Origin of the sequence: Enterocloster aldenensis (assembly GCF_003434055.1) — a bacterium.
Taxonomy (GTDB): Bacteria; Bacillota; Clostridia; order Lachnospirales; family Lachnospiraceae; genus Enterocloster; species Enterocloster aldenensis.
Genome location: NZ_QVEX01000020.1, coordinates 38831 through 55400, shown reverse-complemented (window position 1 = coordinate 55400; position 16570 = coordinate 38831). Strand labels below are relative to the sequence as shown.

Here is a 16570-nt window from a genome sequence, read left to right as displayed (position 1 = left end):
ATGGGAAAATTATACGGAATCGGCGTGGGGCCGGGAGACCCTGAACTGCTGACCTTAAAGGCATACCGGATCCTCAAGGAGGCGGATACCATATTCTGCCCTGAAAAGGAAGCCGGGGCAGGCAGTTTTGCATTTGACATCATAAAAGACCTGCTTAAGGATACCAAGGCACGGATTGTGAATCTGGTCTATCCCATGCATTACCACGGTGGGAAGCTGCGCCGGATGTGGGAGGACAATGCAGGCCGGATTGCAGGAATGCTTAAGGAAGACAGGACAGGCGCCTTCATCACCCTGGGGGACCCGGCTGTCTACAGTACATTCATGTACACCCTGCCATATATTGAACGGGCCGGGGTTGAAGTGGAGGTAGTGCCGGGAATCACATCCTTCTGCGCGGTGGCAGATTCAATGAAAATGCCGTTGGTGGCATGGGATGAGGACCTTGTGGTTGTGCCTGTGCGCAAGAACAGCGGGGAGGAACTGGGAAAAGTATTAAGGGAGCACGACAATGTGGTGCTGATGAAGCCATCCTCTGACCAGGAGGCGCTGATTCAGGCAATCCGTGAAAACCATCTGGAGGATAACTTTGTCCTGATTACAAAGTCCGGCACAGGGGAGGAGCGCCTGGTTACGGATTTTGAGGAGCTTAAGCAGTACGACATCCCTTACCTTTCAACCATCATCATCAAGCGGCAGGGGAGGCAGACCCATGATTGTGTGTGACTGCCTTCATAAAAAGTTCGGAACAGTCACCGCGGTGGACGGGGTGTCCATGGAGATAAAGGACGGGACCTTCCTGGGGCTTTTGGGCCCGAACGGGGCTGGAAAGACAACGCTGATGCGCATGATGACCGGCTTATTGATGCCGGATACAGGAACCGTAATGTTTGACGGGCAGCCCATGGACAGGAATGCGGTGGCGGTAAAGCAGGCAATCGGGGTCACCAGCCAGCACATGAACCTGGACAAGGAACTGACCGTGGAAGAGAATATGGAATTTGCAGGCCGCCTTTACCGGATGGGAAAGGCGGATATTGCTGCGTCCACGGACAGGCTCTTATCCTTCCTGGGCCTGGAATCCGTGCGCAGGCGGGTGGCCCAGGGCCTGTCCGGAGGCATGAAGCGCAAGCTCATGATTGCCAAAGCCCTGATACATGATCCCAGGTATCTGTTCCTGGATGAACCCACGGTGGGAATCGATCCCAACGCCAGGCGGGATATCTGGGATTTCCTCAGGATGCAGCACAAGGAGGGAAAGACCATCCTTCTGACCACCCATTATATAGAGGAGGCCCAGCATCTGTGCGACGACGTGATGCTGATTGACGGGGGCAGGATATTCCGGGAGGATACGCCGCAAGGGCTGATTGCTGAAATCGGGCCGTATAAAGTAGAATACGAAGGGGAGGACGAGCGTATGCGGTCAGAGTTTTTTAAGAACCTGCCGGAGGCAAAAGCCAGGGCGGCTTTACTGGACGTGCCATGCAGCGTCCTGCCCTCCACACTGGAGGACGTGTTCTTCCACCATACCAGTAAGGGGGTGGGGGGATGGAGATAACCACGATCCTGTGGAGGGAATGGCTGTTCCTTAAGAGACGGTTCTGGCGGGTCACATTTTCACAGATGGTGTCCCCCTTCCTGTATTTCGTGACCTTTGGGATGGGACTGGGGGGAATGATGGATGTGGGCGGGCAGCCTTATCTCTATTATCTGATCCCGGGACTGCTGGCCATGACCACCATGCGCAACAGCTATACGTCCGTATCCACCCGGATCAGCGTGATGCGGCTCCATGAAAAAAGTTTTGAATGTTATTTTTATTCGCCCACCAGGATGTATCTGCTGGCTGCCGGGCATATCCTGGCCGGGGCGCTGCGGGGCATGTATTCCGGCGTGTTCATCCTGGTCCTGGGGCTGGTATCCGGCGCCGGCCTGGTGCTCAACGGCTGGCTCCTCACCGCGGTTGCCCTTAATTCACTGATTTTTGCCGCCCTGGGCTTCTTTGCCGCCCTGATGATTGAAAGCCATTATGATATGAATAACTTTACCAATATTGTCATAACCCCCATGTCCTTTTTGTGCGGCACCTTCTTTTCGCTGGACGGCATACCACGGGCCTTAAAGCTGGTTGTGGACATCATGCCCCTGACCCACACGACCCGTCTGATCCGGGAGATATCCTTTGGGGGCAGCGTTAACTTCCTGTCCATGGGCGTGTCGGCTTTGTTTGTGGCAGTGTTTACAGGCTGTTCAGTGTGGGCCTGTTACCGCGAGGCCAAAGCATGACAGGACGCAACCGTTCAGACAGCGGGAAAACCAAAGGGTTAGCCCTTGAAAAAACCATCCATTACTGATATTCTGGTTTGTGTGGATTGAAAAAATCATAGATTGAGGGATTACAGTTGAATATAAAAAAGAATGAACATGTGATTAAGGAAGTGTTTCCCGGCTCCATCGCAGAAGAGATGGAGATTGAACCAGGGGATGTGCTGCTTGCGGTCAATGGACAGGATGTGGAAGATGTCTTTGATTACAGGTACATGATTAAGGATGAATATATTGAAGTGCTGGTAAGGAAACCGGACGGCGAGGAATGGCTGCTGGAGATTGAGAAGGAATACGATGACGACCTGGGCATTGAGTTTGAGAACAGCCTTATGAGTGAATACCGCTCCTGCAGCAACAAGTGTATTTTCTGCTTCATTGACCAGATGCCGCCCGGGATGAGGGACACGCTGTATTTTAAGGATGATGATTCCCGTCTTTCCTTCCTTCAGGGGAATTATATCACCCTGACCAATATGAAGGACAGGGATATTGAGCGGATCATCCGGATGCAGCTGGCGCCCATTAATATTTCCGTGCAGACAACCAACCCGCAGCTGCGGTGTAAGATGCTCCACAACCGTTTTGCAGGGGAGAAGCTGAAGTATTTGAAAATGCTTTATGACGGGCATGTGGAAATGAATGGGCAGGTTGTGTGCTGTAAGAATGTGAACGACGGTGCGGAACTGGAACACACCATCAATGACCTGGCCGGGTACCTGCCGTTTTTAAGGAGCGTTTCTGTTGTGCCGGCCGGAATCACCAAGTTCCGGGACAACCTGTTCCCCATCGGACTGTATACCAAAGAAGAGGCAGGGGATGTGATTGACATGATAGAGTGCCGCCAGGAGGAATTCTACCATAAGTTCGGCCTGCATTTCATCCATGCAAGCGACGAGTGGTATATAACGGCAGGGCGGGAGTTCCCGGAAGAGGAGCGCTATGACGGTTATATCCAGCTGGAAAACGGAGTGGGCATGATGCGCCTGTTCATCAATGAATTCCAGGAGGCCCTGGATGCTGCGGTCCACAGCCCGGGTTATGAAGAACTGGCAGGGAAGGTAAAGCGCACACTTACAATTGCAACCGGGAAGCTGGCCTATCCCACAATCTGCGGGTTTGCATGCAAGCTGATGGAGGCGTTCCCCGGCCTGACCATCCATGTATATTATATCAGGAACGATTTCTTCGGGGAGACCATCACCGTTTCAGGCCTGATAACGGGACAGGACCTGATCGGGCAGCTGAAGGAGCGCCAGGATAAGGGGGAAGACCTGGGCGGCGTGCTGCTGATCCCGTCCAATATGCTGCGCATGGGGGAACAGGTATTCCTGGACGACCTGACGGTAAAGGATGTGGAGCGGGAACTGGGCATGAGGCTGGCCGCGGTTGAGCCGGGCGGAAAGGAGTTTATGGATGCCATCCTGGACCCGGAATACACCATGGACCGGAACAATGATAATTTTGTGTATATCAAGGCCTATGACAGGGATATAGTTTAAATCTATGGAAAGTCATAAAAAATAGGAATTATGCCCCCCTTTTCTGTTTGTGTTATGATGGCAGCAATCAGGAAAGAGGGGAATACGTATGAAGACATCGGAATTTTTTAAACAGAAAACAGTGCTGTCCCTGGAGGTGTTTCCTCCCAAACGGACAGCGCCCGTGGATACCGTATATAAGACATTGGACGGACTTAAGGGGATAACGCCGGATTTCATCAGCGTGACCTATGGGGCGGGAGGCATTGGGAACAGCCGCGCCACCTTGGAAATCGCATCCTCCATCAAGCACCGGTATGGGATTGAAAGCGTGGCCCACATGCCCTGCCTGCATCTGACAAAGGAAGAGGCCGCAAGGATACTGGAACAGCTGAAGGCACATCAGATTGAAAACATCCTGGCGCTGAGAGGCGACCGCATCCCGGACATGGAACCGGCAGGCGGTTTTAAGTATGCTGCGGATCTGGTTGGATTCATCAGGGACCACGGTGATTTTAACATCATTGGCGCCTGTTACCCGGAAGGCCATCAGGAATCAGGGGACCTGGTGCAGGACATCAGGAACCTTAAGCAAAAGGTGGATGCAGGGGTCAGCCAGCTGATTACCCAGCTCTTTTTTGACAACCAATATTTTTACCGTTTCAGGGAGCGGCTTGACCTGGCGGGCATCCGGGTTCCGGTGGAAGCCGGGATCATGCCGGTTGTAAATAAAAAACAGATTGAGCGCATGGTATCCCTGTGCGGCGTGAAGCTTCCACAAAAGTTCATATCCATGATGGAGCGGTACGGGGATAACCCGGCGGCCATGAGGGATGCGGGAATCGCCTATGCGGTTGACCAGATTGTGGACCTGGCGGCCCATGGGGTGGACGGAATCCATCTGTACACCATGAACAATCCCTATATTGCCAATAAAATTCATGAGTCCGTATTCCGGCTGATGGCGTCCTGACAAGGATGGCGGCGGAAATCCATGCAGCGGAAGTCCATGCAGCGGAAGTCCATGGCAGCGGATCCATATCAGCGGATCCATATCAGCGGATCAGCCGTTCCAGCTCCTCCAGGTACTTTTTTGCAAATTCACTGAGATGCAGCCTGGGATTGGCAATCCATCCGATGAGCATGGATTCCTCTGTCTCAAGGGGGACGGCGATAATGGAATCGCCGTTTAAATTGCTGTTAAGGATGCCGCTGCATATGGTGTATCCGTTTAAGCCGATCAGAAGGTTAAAAAGGGTGGCCCGGTCGCTTACATAGATTACCTTTTTCCTGGGAATGGTACTCAGGATTTCCTCTGAAAAGTAGAAGGAGTTCTGTTCCCCCTGTTCAAAGGCCAGGAAGGGATACGGTTCCAGCTCCTGGATGGAAACGCTTTTCCGTCCTGCCAGGGGATGGGAGACATTGATGAATATATGGGGGTCGGCCTGGAGCAGGGGATGGAAGACAAGTCCGTTTTCCTTGAACAGCTTTTCCAGTACCTTGCGGTTAAATTCATTGATATACAGGATGCCCAGCTCGCTCCGGTAGTTTTTCACATCATCTATGATTTCGTAGGTGCGGGTTTCCCTCAGGGTAAATTCATAAGAATCCGTATTCTGCCTGGATACCACATTGGCAAATGCATTAACGGCAAATGCATAATGCTGGGTGGAGATGGAGCAGATCCGTTTTAACGGTTTCCTGCCCGTATAATGCTGTTCCAGAAGTTCTGCCTGCTCCAGGACCTGCCTTGCATAGGAGAGGAATTCCGTGCCTTCCGGGGACAGGGCAATCCCCCTGGAGCTGCGGTTAAAGATGGAAATCCCCATTTCCTTTTCCAGTTCCTTGACTGAATTCGATAGGCTGGGCTGGGTGATGAAGAGCTGCTTGGCTGCTTCGGAAATCGAGCCGCAGTTCACGATTGTTACAATATAGCGCAGTTGCTGCAGTGTCATGACAGGTACCTCCATTGCTTTATGCCATGGAGGTATTTTAGCATATTTGAGACAAATAGGGGAAATATTTTTGTATTTAAACCCCTGTCCTGGGAATGGATTACAGCACGGTCTTATCCGTATGTCCATGTATTGGGCTAATTCCAGGACCCGTGTCCCAGGCATATTCCGGGGCAAAACAGGTTAAAATACCAATCCAGGCTCTCCGGATGTCCTACCGTTCCCGCAAAAATATAATAGAATATCCATATGAGAGCAGAACAAGAGCGCAAAGGAGATAGCTGCATGCCAATCTGTGTGAAAAGCGAGATAGGAAAGTTAAAAAAGGTCATGCTTCACAGGCCGGGAAAGGAACTGGAGCACCTGGTTCCGGGGGAACTGGAACGGCTGCTGTTTGACGATATCCCATACCTTAAGACAGCCCAGGGGGAACACGATATTTTCGCCGGCATTTTAAAGGCAAACAAAAGCCAGGTGGTCTATATGGAGGACATGATGGCGGATGTGTTAAGGCAGTCCCCGGATATCAGGGAAAACTTCATCCGGCAGTTCATCCGTGAGGGAGGGAATACCGCGCAGAAGTTCAGGAATCAGCTGTTTGATTTCCTGATGGATATTCCGGATGAAAAGGAGCTGGTGCTAAAGACCATGTCCGGGGTCAGCATGCATGAGATTAAGTCTGAAACCCACAGCCCCTTAGTGGACCTGGTCAAATCAGACAGCCGTTTCATCATGGATCCCATACCCAACCTGTACTTTACAAGGGACCCCTTTGCCTGTATCGGGGCCGGGGTCAGCCTGAACTGCATGTATTCAAGGACAAGGAGAAGGGAAACCATTTACGGGCAGTACATCCTGGAGCATCATCCGGATTACGGGGGGAGGACGCCATTTTATTATAAGAGGGAGTATCCGTTTTCCATTGAGGGAGGAGATATCCTGAACCTGAGCAATCGGGTCCTGGCCGTGGGAATCTCCCAAAGGACCACGCCGGAGGCAATTGAACTTCTGGCCCAGAACCTGTTTGAGGACAGCGCATGTGAGGTGGAGACCATCCTGGCCCTGGATATCCCCAGCATCCGCGCGTACATGCATCTGGACACGGTGTGCACCCAGGTGGATCATGACAAATTTACCATCCATCCCGGAATCCTGGGAAACCTGCGCATTTATGAAATCCGGCGCGGGGACCGCAAGGGCAGGCTTTTTGCAAAGGAGCTTGACCGTCCGCTTCCGGATGTGCTGGCAGATTATCTGGGGATGGATAAGGTGACCATGATACGCTGCGGCGGAAAGGACAGGGTTGCCTCAGAGAGGGAACAGTGGAATGACGGCTCCAATACACTGTGCATTGAGCCGGGAAAGGTGGTCGTATACGACCGGAACTATATAACCAATGAGATGCTCAGGGATAAGGGCATCGAAGTCCTTGAAATGCCCAGTTCGGAGCTGTCCAGGGGAAGGGGAGGCCCCCGGTGCATGAGCATGCCCCTGGTGCGTGACTGAACATTCAAATAACATAGCAAAGGAGTAAGGAAGATGGCAGTGAATATCAGAGGAAGGAATTACCTGAAGTTATTGGACTACACGCCGGAGGAGATCCGCTATCTGCTGGATCTGTCAAAACAGTTTAAGAACATGAAGAGGAACGGCGTTCCCCACAAATACCTGGATAACCGGAACATCGTTCTTTTGTTTGAAAAGACATCCACCCGCACCCGCTGCGCCTTTGAGGTTGCGGGAAGGGACCTGGGCATGGGCGTGACTTACCTGGACCCGGGCAGCAGCCAGATGGGGAAAAAGGAAAGCATTGCCGACACGGCCAGGGTCCTGGGACGGATGTATGATGGCATTGAGTACAGGGGATATGACCAGGCGGTTGTGGAGGAGCTTGCGGAGTATGCGGGCGTGCCTGTATGGAACGGGCTTACGGACCAGTTCCATCCCACCCAGATGCTGGCCGACCTTCTGACGCTGGAGGAGAAGTTCGGCTGCCTCAAAGGGCTGCGCTTTACATACATGGGCGATGCAAGGAATAACATGGGCAATTCCCTGATGGTGGCCTGCGCCAAAATGGGCATCCACTTTACGGCCTGCGCCCCAAAGGAGCTGTTCCCTGCCCAGGAACTGGTGGCAGAGGCAAGGCTGATTGCAGAGGAAAATGAATGCACCATCCGGCTGACAGAGGATGTGGACCAGGGCGTGAAGGATGCGGACGCAGTGTACACCGATATCTGGGTGTCCATGGGTGAGCCGGATTCTGTATGGGGAACCAGGATTGAACTGCTGCGCAGGTACCAGGTGAATGGAGAGGTGATGAAAAAGGCAAAGCACACGGCTGTATTCATGCACTGCCTGCCCTCCTTCCACGACACCAGGACCACCATCGGGGCAGAGATTGCTGAAAAGTTCGGCATCACGGAGATGGAAGTAACGGATGAAGTGTTTGAGTCAAGGCAGTCGGTTGTGTTTGACCAGGCGGAGAACCGCATGCATACAATCAAGGCCGTTATCTACGCCACGCTTTGTTAGGGCGTGTTTGGAAATTCGTTTCCGGCCCGGGATTGATTAATTATAAAAGAAAGAAGGAGAAACATATGTCATTTCAATTACCAGAATATCATCATCCGGATTTTACCAAGGAGGAATTTGTCAATGCCCCGGATGTAAAATACAAGGCAGCGGACATGGACGGGGTTGCGCCTGACAACTATCACAGCACCTCCATGTACCCGGAATATTTTAAGATTAACGGGAAATGGGTGCTGGCTGAGGAGAGCCGCATGGACTCCAGCGTAGTGCTCTGTGACGATGGGCACCTTAACGTGGTGGAGAACAGGAATATCAAGAAGGGCGATAAGGTAATCCTTGGACGGACGGAGAAATGCGAGGAAGGGATCTACATGCATTGCCACGGCTTTGAGGAAGAGGACGGGAAGCCGGAGGACCAGTTCGTGTTCCGCCAGGGCAGGAGCCGGGAAACTTCCTATGCCAGGGATTATGACAATCTGTTTGAGCTCTTAAAGCATGAAAAGGAGCACGGCAATATTGTCTGGGTCATGGGACCTGCGTTTTCCTTTGACGCGGATGCAAGGGCAGCCATGCAGGCGCTCATTGACAACGGTTACGCCCATGGGCTGATGGCAGGCAATGCCCTGGCAACCCATGACCTGGAGGGGGCGCTGCTGCACACTGCCCTGGGGCAGGATATCTATACCCAGGTATCCCAGCCCAATGGCCATTACAACCATCTGGACGTAATCAACAAGGCCAGAAGAAGCGGATCCATTCCGCAGTTCATAGAGGATTATCACATTGACAACGGTATCATATACAGCTGTGTGAAGAACCATGTGCCTATGGTGCTGACCGGTTCCATACGGGACGACGGGCCCCTGCCGGAGGTAATCGGCAGCGCTTATGAGGGCCAGGGCGCCATGCGGGGCCTTGTGAAGAAATCCACCTGCGTCATCTGCCTGGCAACCATGCTTCACACCATTGCCACAGGCAATATGACGCCGTCCTTCCGGGTGATGCCCGACGGCACCATACGTCCGGTGTACCTGTATACCGTGGATGCGGATGAGTTTGTGGTAAACAAGCTTCTGGACAGGGGAAGTCTCTGCGCCACCACCGTGGTTACCAATGTCCAGGACTTCATCACCATTGTGGCCAAGGCGCTGAAGGTAATCCGGTAAAATCAGGGGCAGCCCTGGAATCTGTAGCCCTAGGGTCTGTTTATGGGTTGCTGTACAGGGCCGTCCCTTGGTTTCATACATGCCCGGGGCCTGGGAAATCCTGCAGTCCCACGGACTGGCGGAACTTTCCAGGGGTCATGGAGCGGAACTTCAGGAAATTGCGGGTCAGCGTCTTCTCGTTGTGGTATCCGGTCTCAAGGGCTATCTCAAGGATGCTCTTGGAGGTCAAAAGCAGCAGTTCGGATGCCCGGTTGACCCGTATGAAGTTCAGGTAATCGGAGAAGTTCATCTCCACCTGGTACAACAGGATACGGTTCAGTTCTTTGGGCGACAGGAGGAACCGCTCACCTACCATGCGCGGATTCAGGGGCTCGCTGTAGTGGCGGTAGATATAGGATACAATGGAATAGAAATCCTTCCTGTCCTTAATCCGGCACAGGCTGCCCACGTTCTGGTACGTGGTGCGGAATTCATTGGCCTTCATGCCCACCCGGGCTGAAAAGACCTTGCTGATATGGGCGCTGTCCACAAAGCCCAGGATTTCAGCCAGTTCTTCCAGGGTAAAGTCGGTATAGAGCAGGAAGTTGATGGTTTTCCCAATCCGCATTTCATTTAACAGGTCAAAGAAGGAAAGGCCGGTGGTCCTGGTGATATAGGTGCTGATGGAGGACTCGCTCATATAAAAAATCCGGGACAGCTTGGACAGGGTGATTTTTTCGTTCAGGTGGCTGTACAGATACTGGAATATCTCACTGGGTTCAATGGGCCCGGCGCAAGGCGGCAGGGATGCCGTCTTTTTGGCGCGCAGGAAATTAATGATGATTTCAATGAGCTTATTGGTGATATAGAGGTTGCTGAGTTCCCGGGAAGGCGGCCGGGACGCGGCGGATGGGTTGCTGGATTCCATGCCGATCTCCCCCTTGATCTGGAGGAACAGCTTCTGCATGGATGCCAGGTCCTCTCCCTCAAGATACAGGACCGGGCCGGCGGAAAGGGTCTGGATGATGGAGAGCGGTTCATTGCCGGGATTATAAAAGGTTTTGATGATTTCATTGATGTTGTCAAAATAATACGCCATCACAAAAAACTGTATGGGTGACTCCACCTTCACGATATCGCTGATCTGCCAGGGAAGGACACTGACCACGGCGCCCGGCCTCAGCTCATAGGGTCGGTTGTTAAGCATAAGTGTCCCTTTTCCGCTGTTGATTAGCCAGAAACGGGACATGGGATGGATCAGGGGCGTGGTCGGCCCTGTCAGGACCTCGATGTCAAAACTGCATATTCTGTTCTCATCCTGCATGGAGCAGTACAGGCTTTGCATTGGTACGATTTCTGCCATATGGGCCTCCATTAGTATTGGATTGTCTGATACCATTATATACAGCTTTCCGCGTATCCGCAAGAAGCAGGGGAGTTGAAAAAGCAATCTGCCTCAGGTATAATGTAACCGTTCAGGCAGCGCGCCGTCTGAACGGTTACGGTACAATCGGCCATATGCGGCAAGGGAGAGGTGAAGGCGGATGAAAGAGATAGCGGTGGTGGCAACGGAAAAGCAGTATGCAAGGTTCCTGATGGACAACATCAGCAAATATCTGGGCAGATATGCCAGTTTTAAGGCGTATTCCATTGCAGAGGTGGAAACCCTGGACCGGGTAAAGGAGGACTATGTCCTGGTGTCGGCCTTTAACATATTCCAGCAGGTCCGCCAGAAAATCAGCGACCGATCGGAAATCGTGGTCCTCTCGCTGGCCCTTACCAAAAAACAGATGGAAAAGCTTAAGAAGATTCCAAAGGGAACCAAAGCCCTGCTGGTCAACTTTGACCACAGGACCTGCATGCACACCATAACCAGTATGTATGCCTCAGGCTTTCGGGATGTGGAGCTGTTCCCATACTACGGGACAGGGGATTACGACAGGTCCATCAAGCTGGCCATCACCCCCAATGAGGGGCACCTGGTACCCGGGGAAATCAGCCAGGTGATTGATGTGGGGGAAAGCTCGGTTGACATGAACAGCCTGTATATCATTGCCGGGAAGCTGGGGGTCTATGATGAGTTCTCCTCCAAGGAGGCAGCTGCCGCCAGAAGGGAGTATTATTACATTGACTCCAGCATGGATAAACTGCTCAATGACAAGGAAAATATGTCGGATAAGCTGAATACCCTCATGAACCTGATGAATGAAGGGATTATCATAACGGATGTGGTGGGCCGGGTTTACCTGTGCAATGAAAAAGCCAGGCAGCTGATGTCCCACCGGTCCAGGGTGCTGCGCGGGTTTAACATTGAGGAGCTGCTGCCTGAACTGGATGTGAAGAGCACCCGGGAAAAGCTGATTAAGACAGGGGACAGCAACCTGATTGCCTCGGCAGTGGAAATCCGTTCCGGGGACAAGGTTGCAGGGCATATCATAACGCTCAAGGATTTTGAGGAAGCGGAGACCAGGCAGCATGACATGCGTTCCAAACTGTACGGAACCAGCCACAGGGCAAGGTATACGTTTGAGGATATCATAGGAAGCAGCAGCGCTATCCGGGAAGCCGTGAAGAACGGCAGGCAGATGGCGCGCTCGGACGCGGCTGTGATGATTACCGGGGAGAGCGGGACCGGCAAGGAAATGTTCGCCCAGGGTATACACAACGAGTCTGCCAGGAAAAATTATAACTTTGTGGCCGTCAACTGCGCGGCCATACCGGACAGCCTGTTGGAAAGCGAGATGTTCGGGTATGAGGAAGGCTCCTTTACCGGTGCGAAAAAAGGCGGTAAGACGGGGTATTTTGAACTGGCGCATAAAGGCACCATCTTCCTTGATGAGATAGGGGAAATGCCCATGTCCCTCCAGTCCAAGCTGCTGCGGGTGCTGGAAGAGCGGAAGGTGGACCGGATCGGTTCGGATAAAAGCATTGATGTGGATGTGCGGGTGATTGCCGCCACCAACAAGGACCTGTTTGCCATGGTGGAAAATGGCGCCTTCCGGGAGGACCTGTTCTACCGGTTAAATGTACTTCCCCTTAACGTGCCTCCTTTAAGGGAGCGGACCCAGGACATACTTCCCATATTCCATTTTTTTGCAGGCAGGAACCATCCGCATATGGTGCTGACCCCGGAGGCAGAGGAAATCCTCACCGGTTATTCGTGGCGGGGAAATGTAAGGGAGCTGCGCAATGTGGTGGAGTTCCTTTTGACAAAGGAGAAACAGGTAATCGGGGCAGAGGACCTGCCGCCCCTGAGGAGCGGGAAAGGGAGGGCTGTCCCTGGCTTCCCGGATGAGGGGCAGAAGTCCTGCATAACGGAAGGGATGGATAAGGAGCCGGGATTCATGGAACGGTTCATATTAAATGAGTGGAAGGACCTGGGGCTGTATAAGGCGGTCCTTGTCCAGCTTCGGGAATCCCTGGAACGCAATGAGCGTTATGGGCGGCAGAAGCTGCTGGAGAAGGTGAACGGCAGCGGCGGGTTCTATACGGAAGCTGAAGTGAGGAAGGCCCTGTCCAAACTGTCCGCCCACGGGTTTGTCAGGTCTGTCAGGGGCAGGGGAGGCAGTGTGATTACGCGGGATGGGCTGTCCCTTCTTCAGGTCATGGACAGGCGCGGCGGTTATGGGATAAGCTGATGAAAACAATCGGATTGGTTATGGGAAATAATAGGGTTTGCAGGATAAAAATTATCCTATAAACCCTATTTTCTATATGAATATAAAAGAAAATGCATAAAAATACGTTATTTTTCTTTTGGCATGATTTTTGCTATAAATAAAGAGCAATAAGTATAATAAATCGTCATACTGTTGTTAATAAATATACAATAATCATGAAAAGGAGCGATGGGAGATGGATGCAATACAGTGGCCGGAGGGCAAAAAATGCGCGGTTATGTTTTCCTTTGACCTGGACGGCGACACAACCTGGGAAAACGGGAACAGGGGCCTTCCTGGCGGGGAACAATACATTAAGTCCCTGTCCGTGGGGCAGTATGGTCCCAAGCGCTGCGCGGACAGGATTCTGGACAAGCTGGACCAGTATGGGGTAAAGGCAACCTTTTTTATTCCTGGTCTTACGGCGCAGCGGTATCCGGAGGTGGTAAAACGGATTGCGGCTGCCGGGCATGAAATCGGACTTCATGGATATGCCCATGAGCGGTTTGCCGGAAAAACAACGGAGGAGCAGATTGAAATCATTGAAAAGCCCCAGGGCATATTAAGGGAGCTGATCGGACATGATGTGGAAGGCTTCAGGACGCCGTCCGGGGACTGGGCCGTGGAAACGCCGAAGCTGCTGTATGAAAGGGGGATCCGCTATTCCAGTTCCATGAGGGGGGATGACCGGCCCTACCGGACTGTCATTGACGGCAGGGAGACGGATTTCATCGAAATCCCCACCAAGTGGGAAGTGGATGACTATGTTGCCATGGCCTACCACATGTATCCGGCGGAGCCGGCGGGACAGGACAGGATTTCCTGCTACCGGGAGGTGGAGGATAACTTCATGCGTGAGTTTGAAGGACACTACAGGTACGGACTGTGCATTTCCTTCATGAGCCATCCCCAGGTAATCGGTTCACCGGGAAGGATACGGATCCTGGACCATCTGTTACGGCACATAACGTCCAAAAAGGATGTGTGGATTGCAACCGGGTCACAGATAGCGGACTGGTACAGGGAGCATTCCGGCCCTGGCTGCGGTAAGACTCAGGAGGTGGGATAGATGAGAGTGGAAAGACCAAAATGGCCCGGCGGGAAAAAATGCGCGGCCATGATTACCATTAATTTAAATGCAGAGCTTTTCTGGCTACAGCTGGACAAGACATGCGTCAACATGCCCAAAACCCTGTCCCTGGGACAATATGGGATGAACCGGGGCCTGGACAGGATCCTTAATATCCTGGATGACAAAGGGATAAAGGCCACATGCTTCGCCCCTGGATGGGTTGCGGAGCATTATCCGGATAAAATCCTGGAAATCCGGGACCGCGGCCATGAAATCGGGGCCATGGGCTACCGGCATGAGAATATGGCCCTGCTGTCCGTGGAGGAACAGGAGGAGGCCATCCAAAAAGGCGCTGAGGCCATCCGGCAGATCTGCGGCATAAGTCCGAGGGGGTTCAGAAGCCCGGAAGGGGAGCTGACCCTGGACACGCTCAGGATTGCGCGAAAGCACGGCATGGTATATTCCAGCAATCTCTGTGATGACGACAGGCCATATGTAAAGGACCTGGGGGACGGTGCATCCATCCTGGAAATCCCCATACACTGGGTGAATTATGACCTGCCGTATTTTGCATTTAATTATCATCCTGCATTTCCGGCAGGACAGGGAAGGATTGCCAATTATACGGGCGTGCTCAGCAACTGGAAGGATGAGTTCTGCGGCTGCCATGAATACGGGCTTTGCTATGTGCTGCAGCTTGACCCGGCAGCCATCGGTGCGCCGGGCAGGATCGGGATGCTGGAGGATCTGATTGATTACATCAATGGGCTGGGTGATGTCTGGTGGGCAACCGGCTGGGACATGTACGGTTATTACAGTGGATGCGGTGCAGGATGTTAACAATACAAAATGAAATGGAGGAAATGGTTCATGGCGGGAATTTTTGAGATGGTGGACAGGATGTTTGCAGGCGTTGTGCCTGTTGCGGATTTCCTATGGGATTTCCCAACCAATTATGCGTGGTATTCCGGAATCCCTATCCTGGGGCAGTTCTCCCTGGCAATCTTACTGCTGCTGGGAGGCAGCTTTTACTTTACCTTTAAATTCAACTTTGTCCAGATGAAGGAATTTAAGACCGGCCTTAAGCTGCTTACTGCTAAGACAAAGGCCAAGGTGGGCACCACCCAGCTTGCGGCCTTCCTGATCAGTATGGCGGGCAGGGTAGGGGCAGGCAATATCGTGGGTGTTACGGGCGCTGTCACGATTGGCGGCCCGGGCGCGATTTTCTGGATGTGGATATCTGCCTTTGCAGGCATGGCAACCTCCTTTGGGGAGGCCACCCTGGCGCAGATATACAAGGAGAAAAAGGGCGATGAATATGTGGGGGGATTTACGTTTTATATCCAGAAAATATGGAAGAACAAGGCATGGGTGGGCGCAGGGATGTGTATCCTGTACCTGCTCTACAACATGCTGAGCATTCCGGTACATACATTCCATGTGTTTACAGCGGCCAGCTCCATTGCCAATGAAGTGACCGGGCGCGTGACCCAGGTATCAGAACCCCTCTATTATGTCATTGCTGCTGCCATTGTGGTGATTATCGCAGTCATTACCTTTGGCGGGATCAAAAGCGTGGTCAGGTTCTCCGACCGGGCTGTTCCTGTGATGGCGGCCCTGTATATTGCGGTGATTGCCCTGCTTATCATCCTGAACCTGAATAAGGTCCCGGCCTTTGTGGCTGCTGTGTTCGGAGGGGCTTTCAAGCCATCGGCCGTATTCGGAGGCGCTTTCGGCGTGGCCATGGCCCAGGGCCTTAAGAGGGGCCTGCTCTCCAATGAGGCCGGCATGGGTACTGCCACCCAGGCCAGTTCCATTGCGGATGCAAACCATCCATGTGAGCAGGGCTTTGTCCAGGCCATCGGTGTGTTTGTGGATACCATTGTGATCTGTTCCCTGACCGGTTTTGTCATCACGGCAGGAACCATCTGGGAAAACCCAGGTATTGACTGGGACACCTTGAAGCTGGATAAGATAGGCACTTTCCTGACCTCTGTCAAGGAACTGGTCCCGGGTACTGCCATGGACACCGCGGCCCTGATATTCGTGGCCATTGCGTTCGGACTGTTTGCATTTACAACCCTGCTGTGCGACCTGACTTATGCGGAAATCGCAGCCAACAAGATTTCCACCAGCAAAGGTTTTATCGGTTTTGTCCGCGTGCTGGGCGCATTATTCTTTGTGCCGCTGGGGACCATTACCGTGCTGGCAGGGCTTCAGCTGGATAACCTGTGGTATGTATCGGACCTGATTAACGTGGTGCTGGTATTCATCAATATCCCAACCCTGCTCATGGCCAGGAATATCATCCTCAATGCATATAAGAATTATAAATGCAGCGGAGGCAGGCGGTTTGTATCATCTGACATAGGCATTGAGACAGATGTATGGAGGTAAG

General features: G+C 52.6%; 14 protein-coding genes. 12 read left to right on the top strand and 2 right to left on the bottom strand.

What is annotated here, in order from left to right; translation table 11 throughout:
* The 5 genes from cobI to metF all read left to right on the top strand — a co-directional run bounded on the left by cobI (position 1) and on the right by metF (position 4782).
* Positions 1-726, top strand: a complete 726-nt coding sequence (cobI, locus tag DWX59_RS25005) for a precorrin-2 C(20)-methyltransferase (protein ID WP_117562725.1) — start codon at positions 1-3, stop codon at positions 724-726.
* Positions 713-1561 (top strand): ABC transporter ATP-binding protein, encoded by an 849-nt coding sequence (locus DWX59_RS25000; RefSeq protein WP_117562723.1) that lies wholly within the window; start codon positions 713-715, stop codon positions 1559-1561. The genes cobI and DWX59_RS25000 overlap by 14 nt, the downstream gene beginning before the upstream one ends.
* Complete coding sequence (locus DWX59_RS24995; RefSeq protein WP_117562720.1) at positions 1552-2289, top strand: ABC transporter permease; 738 nt, start codon at positions 1552-1554, stop codon at positions 2287-2289. Before DWX59_RS25000 ends, DWX59_RS24995 begins: the two co-directional genes overlap by 10 nt.
* Positions 2290-2405: 116 nt before the next feature.
* On the top strand, positions 2406-3830 hold the full coding sequence (locus DWX59_RS24990) for a DUF512 domain-containing protein (RefSeq protein WP_117562718.1): 1425 nt from the start codon (positions 2406-2408) through the stop codon (positions 3828-3830).
* 88 nt (positions 3831-3918) lie between these two features.
* Entirely contained in the window at positions 3919-4782 is an 864-nt protein-coding gene (gene metF, locus DWX59_RS24985; protein WP_117562715.1) for a methylenetetrahydrofolate reductase [NAD(P)H], read from the top strand.
* Positions 4783-4864: 82 nt separating this feature from the next.
* Here metF and DWX59_RS24980 read toward each other — a convergent pair whose 3' ends face one another.
* Entirely contained in the window at positions 4865-5764 is a 900-nt protein-coding gene (locus DWX59_RS24980) for a LysR family transcriptional regulator (RefSeq protein WP_117562713.1), read from the bottom strand.
* A gap of 285 nt (positions 5765-6049) precedes the next feature.
* Here DWX59_RS24980 and arcA point away from each other — a divergent pair, with 285 nt between their 5' ends.
* The 3 genes from arcA (at position 6050) to DWX59_RS24965 (ending at position 9462) form a co-directional block, all read left to right on the top strand.
* Positions 6050-7270: an arginine deiminase gene (gene arcA, locus DWX59_RS24975; RefSeq protein WP_117562710.1), complete on the top strand. Its 1221-nt coding sequence runs from the start codon at positions 6050-6052 to the stop codon at positions 7268-7270.
* A gap of 33 nt (positions 7271-7303) precedes the next feature.
* Complete coding sequence (gene argF / locus DWX59_RS24970; RefSeq protein ID WP_117562708.1) at positions 7304-8296, top strand: ornithine carbamoyltransferase; 993 nt, start codon at positions 7304-7306, stop codon at positions 8294-8296.
* 65 nt (positions 8297-8361) lie between these two features.
* On the top strand, positions 8362-9462 hold the full coding sequence (locus DWX59_RS24965) for a putative NPN-dependent ornithine cyclodeaminase (protein WP_117562706.1): 1101 nt from the start codon (positions 8362-8364) through the stop codon (positions 9460-9462).
* 73 nt (positions 9463-9535) lie between these two features.
* Here DWX59_RS24965 and DWX59_RS24960 read toward each other — a convergent pair whose 3' ends face one another.
* Positions 9536-10804 (bottom strand): helix-turn-helix domain-containing protein, encoded by a 1269-nt coding sequence (locus DWX59_RS24960; protein WP_166460300.1) that lies wholly within the window; start codon positions 10802-10804, stop codon positions 9536-9538.
* A gap of 181 nt (positions 10805-10985) precedes the next feature.
* On the opposite strand from DWX59_RS24960, the gene DWX59_RS24955 reads away from it, so the two are divergent.
* The 4 genes from DWX59_RS24955 to DWX59_RS24940 all read left to right on the top strand — a co-directional run bounded on the left by DWX59_RS24955 (position 10986) and on the right by DWX59_RS24940 (position 16569).
* On the top strand, positions 10986-13079 hold the full coding sequence (locus DWX59_RS24955) for a sigma 54-interacting transcriptional regulator (RefSeq protein ID WP_117562703.1): 2094 nt from the start codon (positions 10986-10988) through the stop codon (positions 13077-13079).
* A 217-nt stretch (positions 13080-13296) separates the two neighbouring features.
* Positions 13297-14169 (top strand): polysaccharide deacetylase family protein, encoded by an 873-nt coding sequence (locus DWX59_RS24950; RefSeq protein WP_117562701.1) that lies wholly within the window; start codon positions 13297-13299, stop codon positions 14167-14169.
* A complete protein-coding gene (locus DWX59_RS24945; protein ID WP_117562698.1) occupies positions 14170-15012 on the top strand; it encodes a polysaccharide deacetylase family protein in 843 nt (280 codons plus the stop codon).
* Positions 15013-15042: 30 nt separating this feature from the next.
* Positions 15043-16569: an alanine/glycine:cation symporter family protein gene (locus tag DWX59_RS24940; RefSeq protein ID WP_235845174.1), complete on the top strand. Its 1527-nt coding sequence runs from the start codon at positions 15043-15045 to the stop codon at positions 16567-16569.
* Position 16570: the final 1 nt, after the last annotated feature.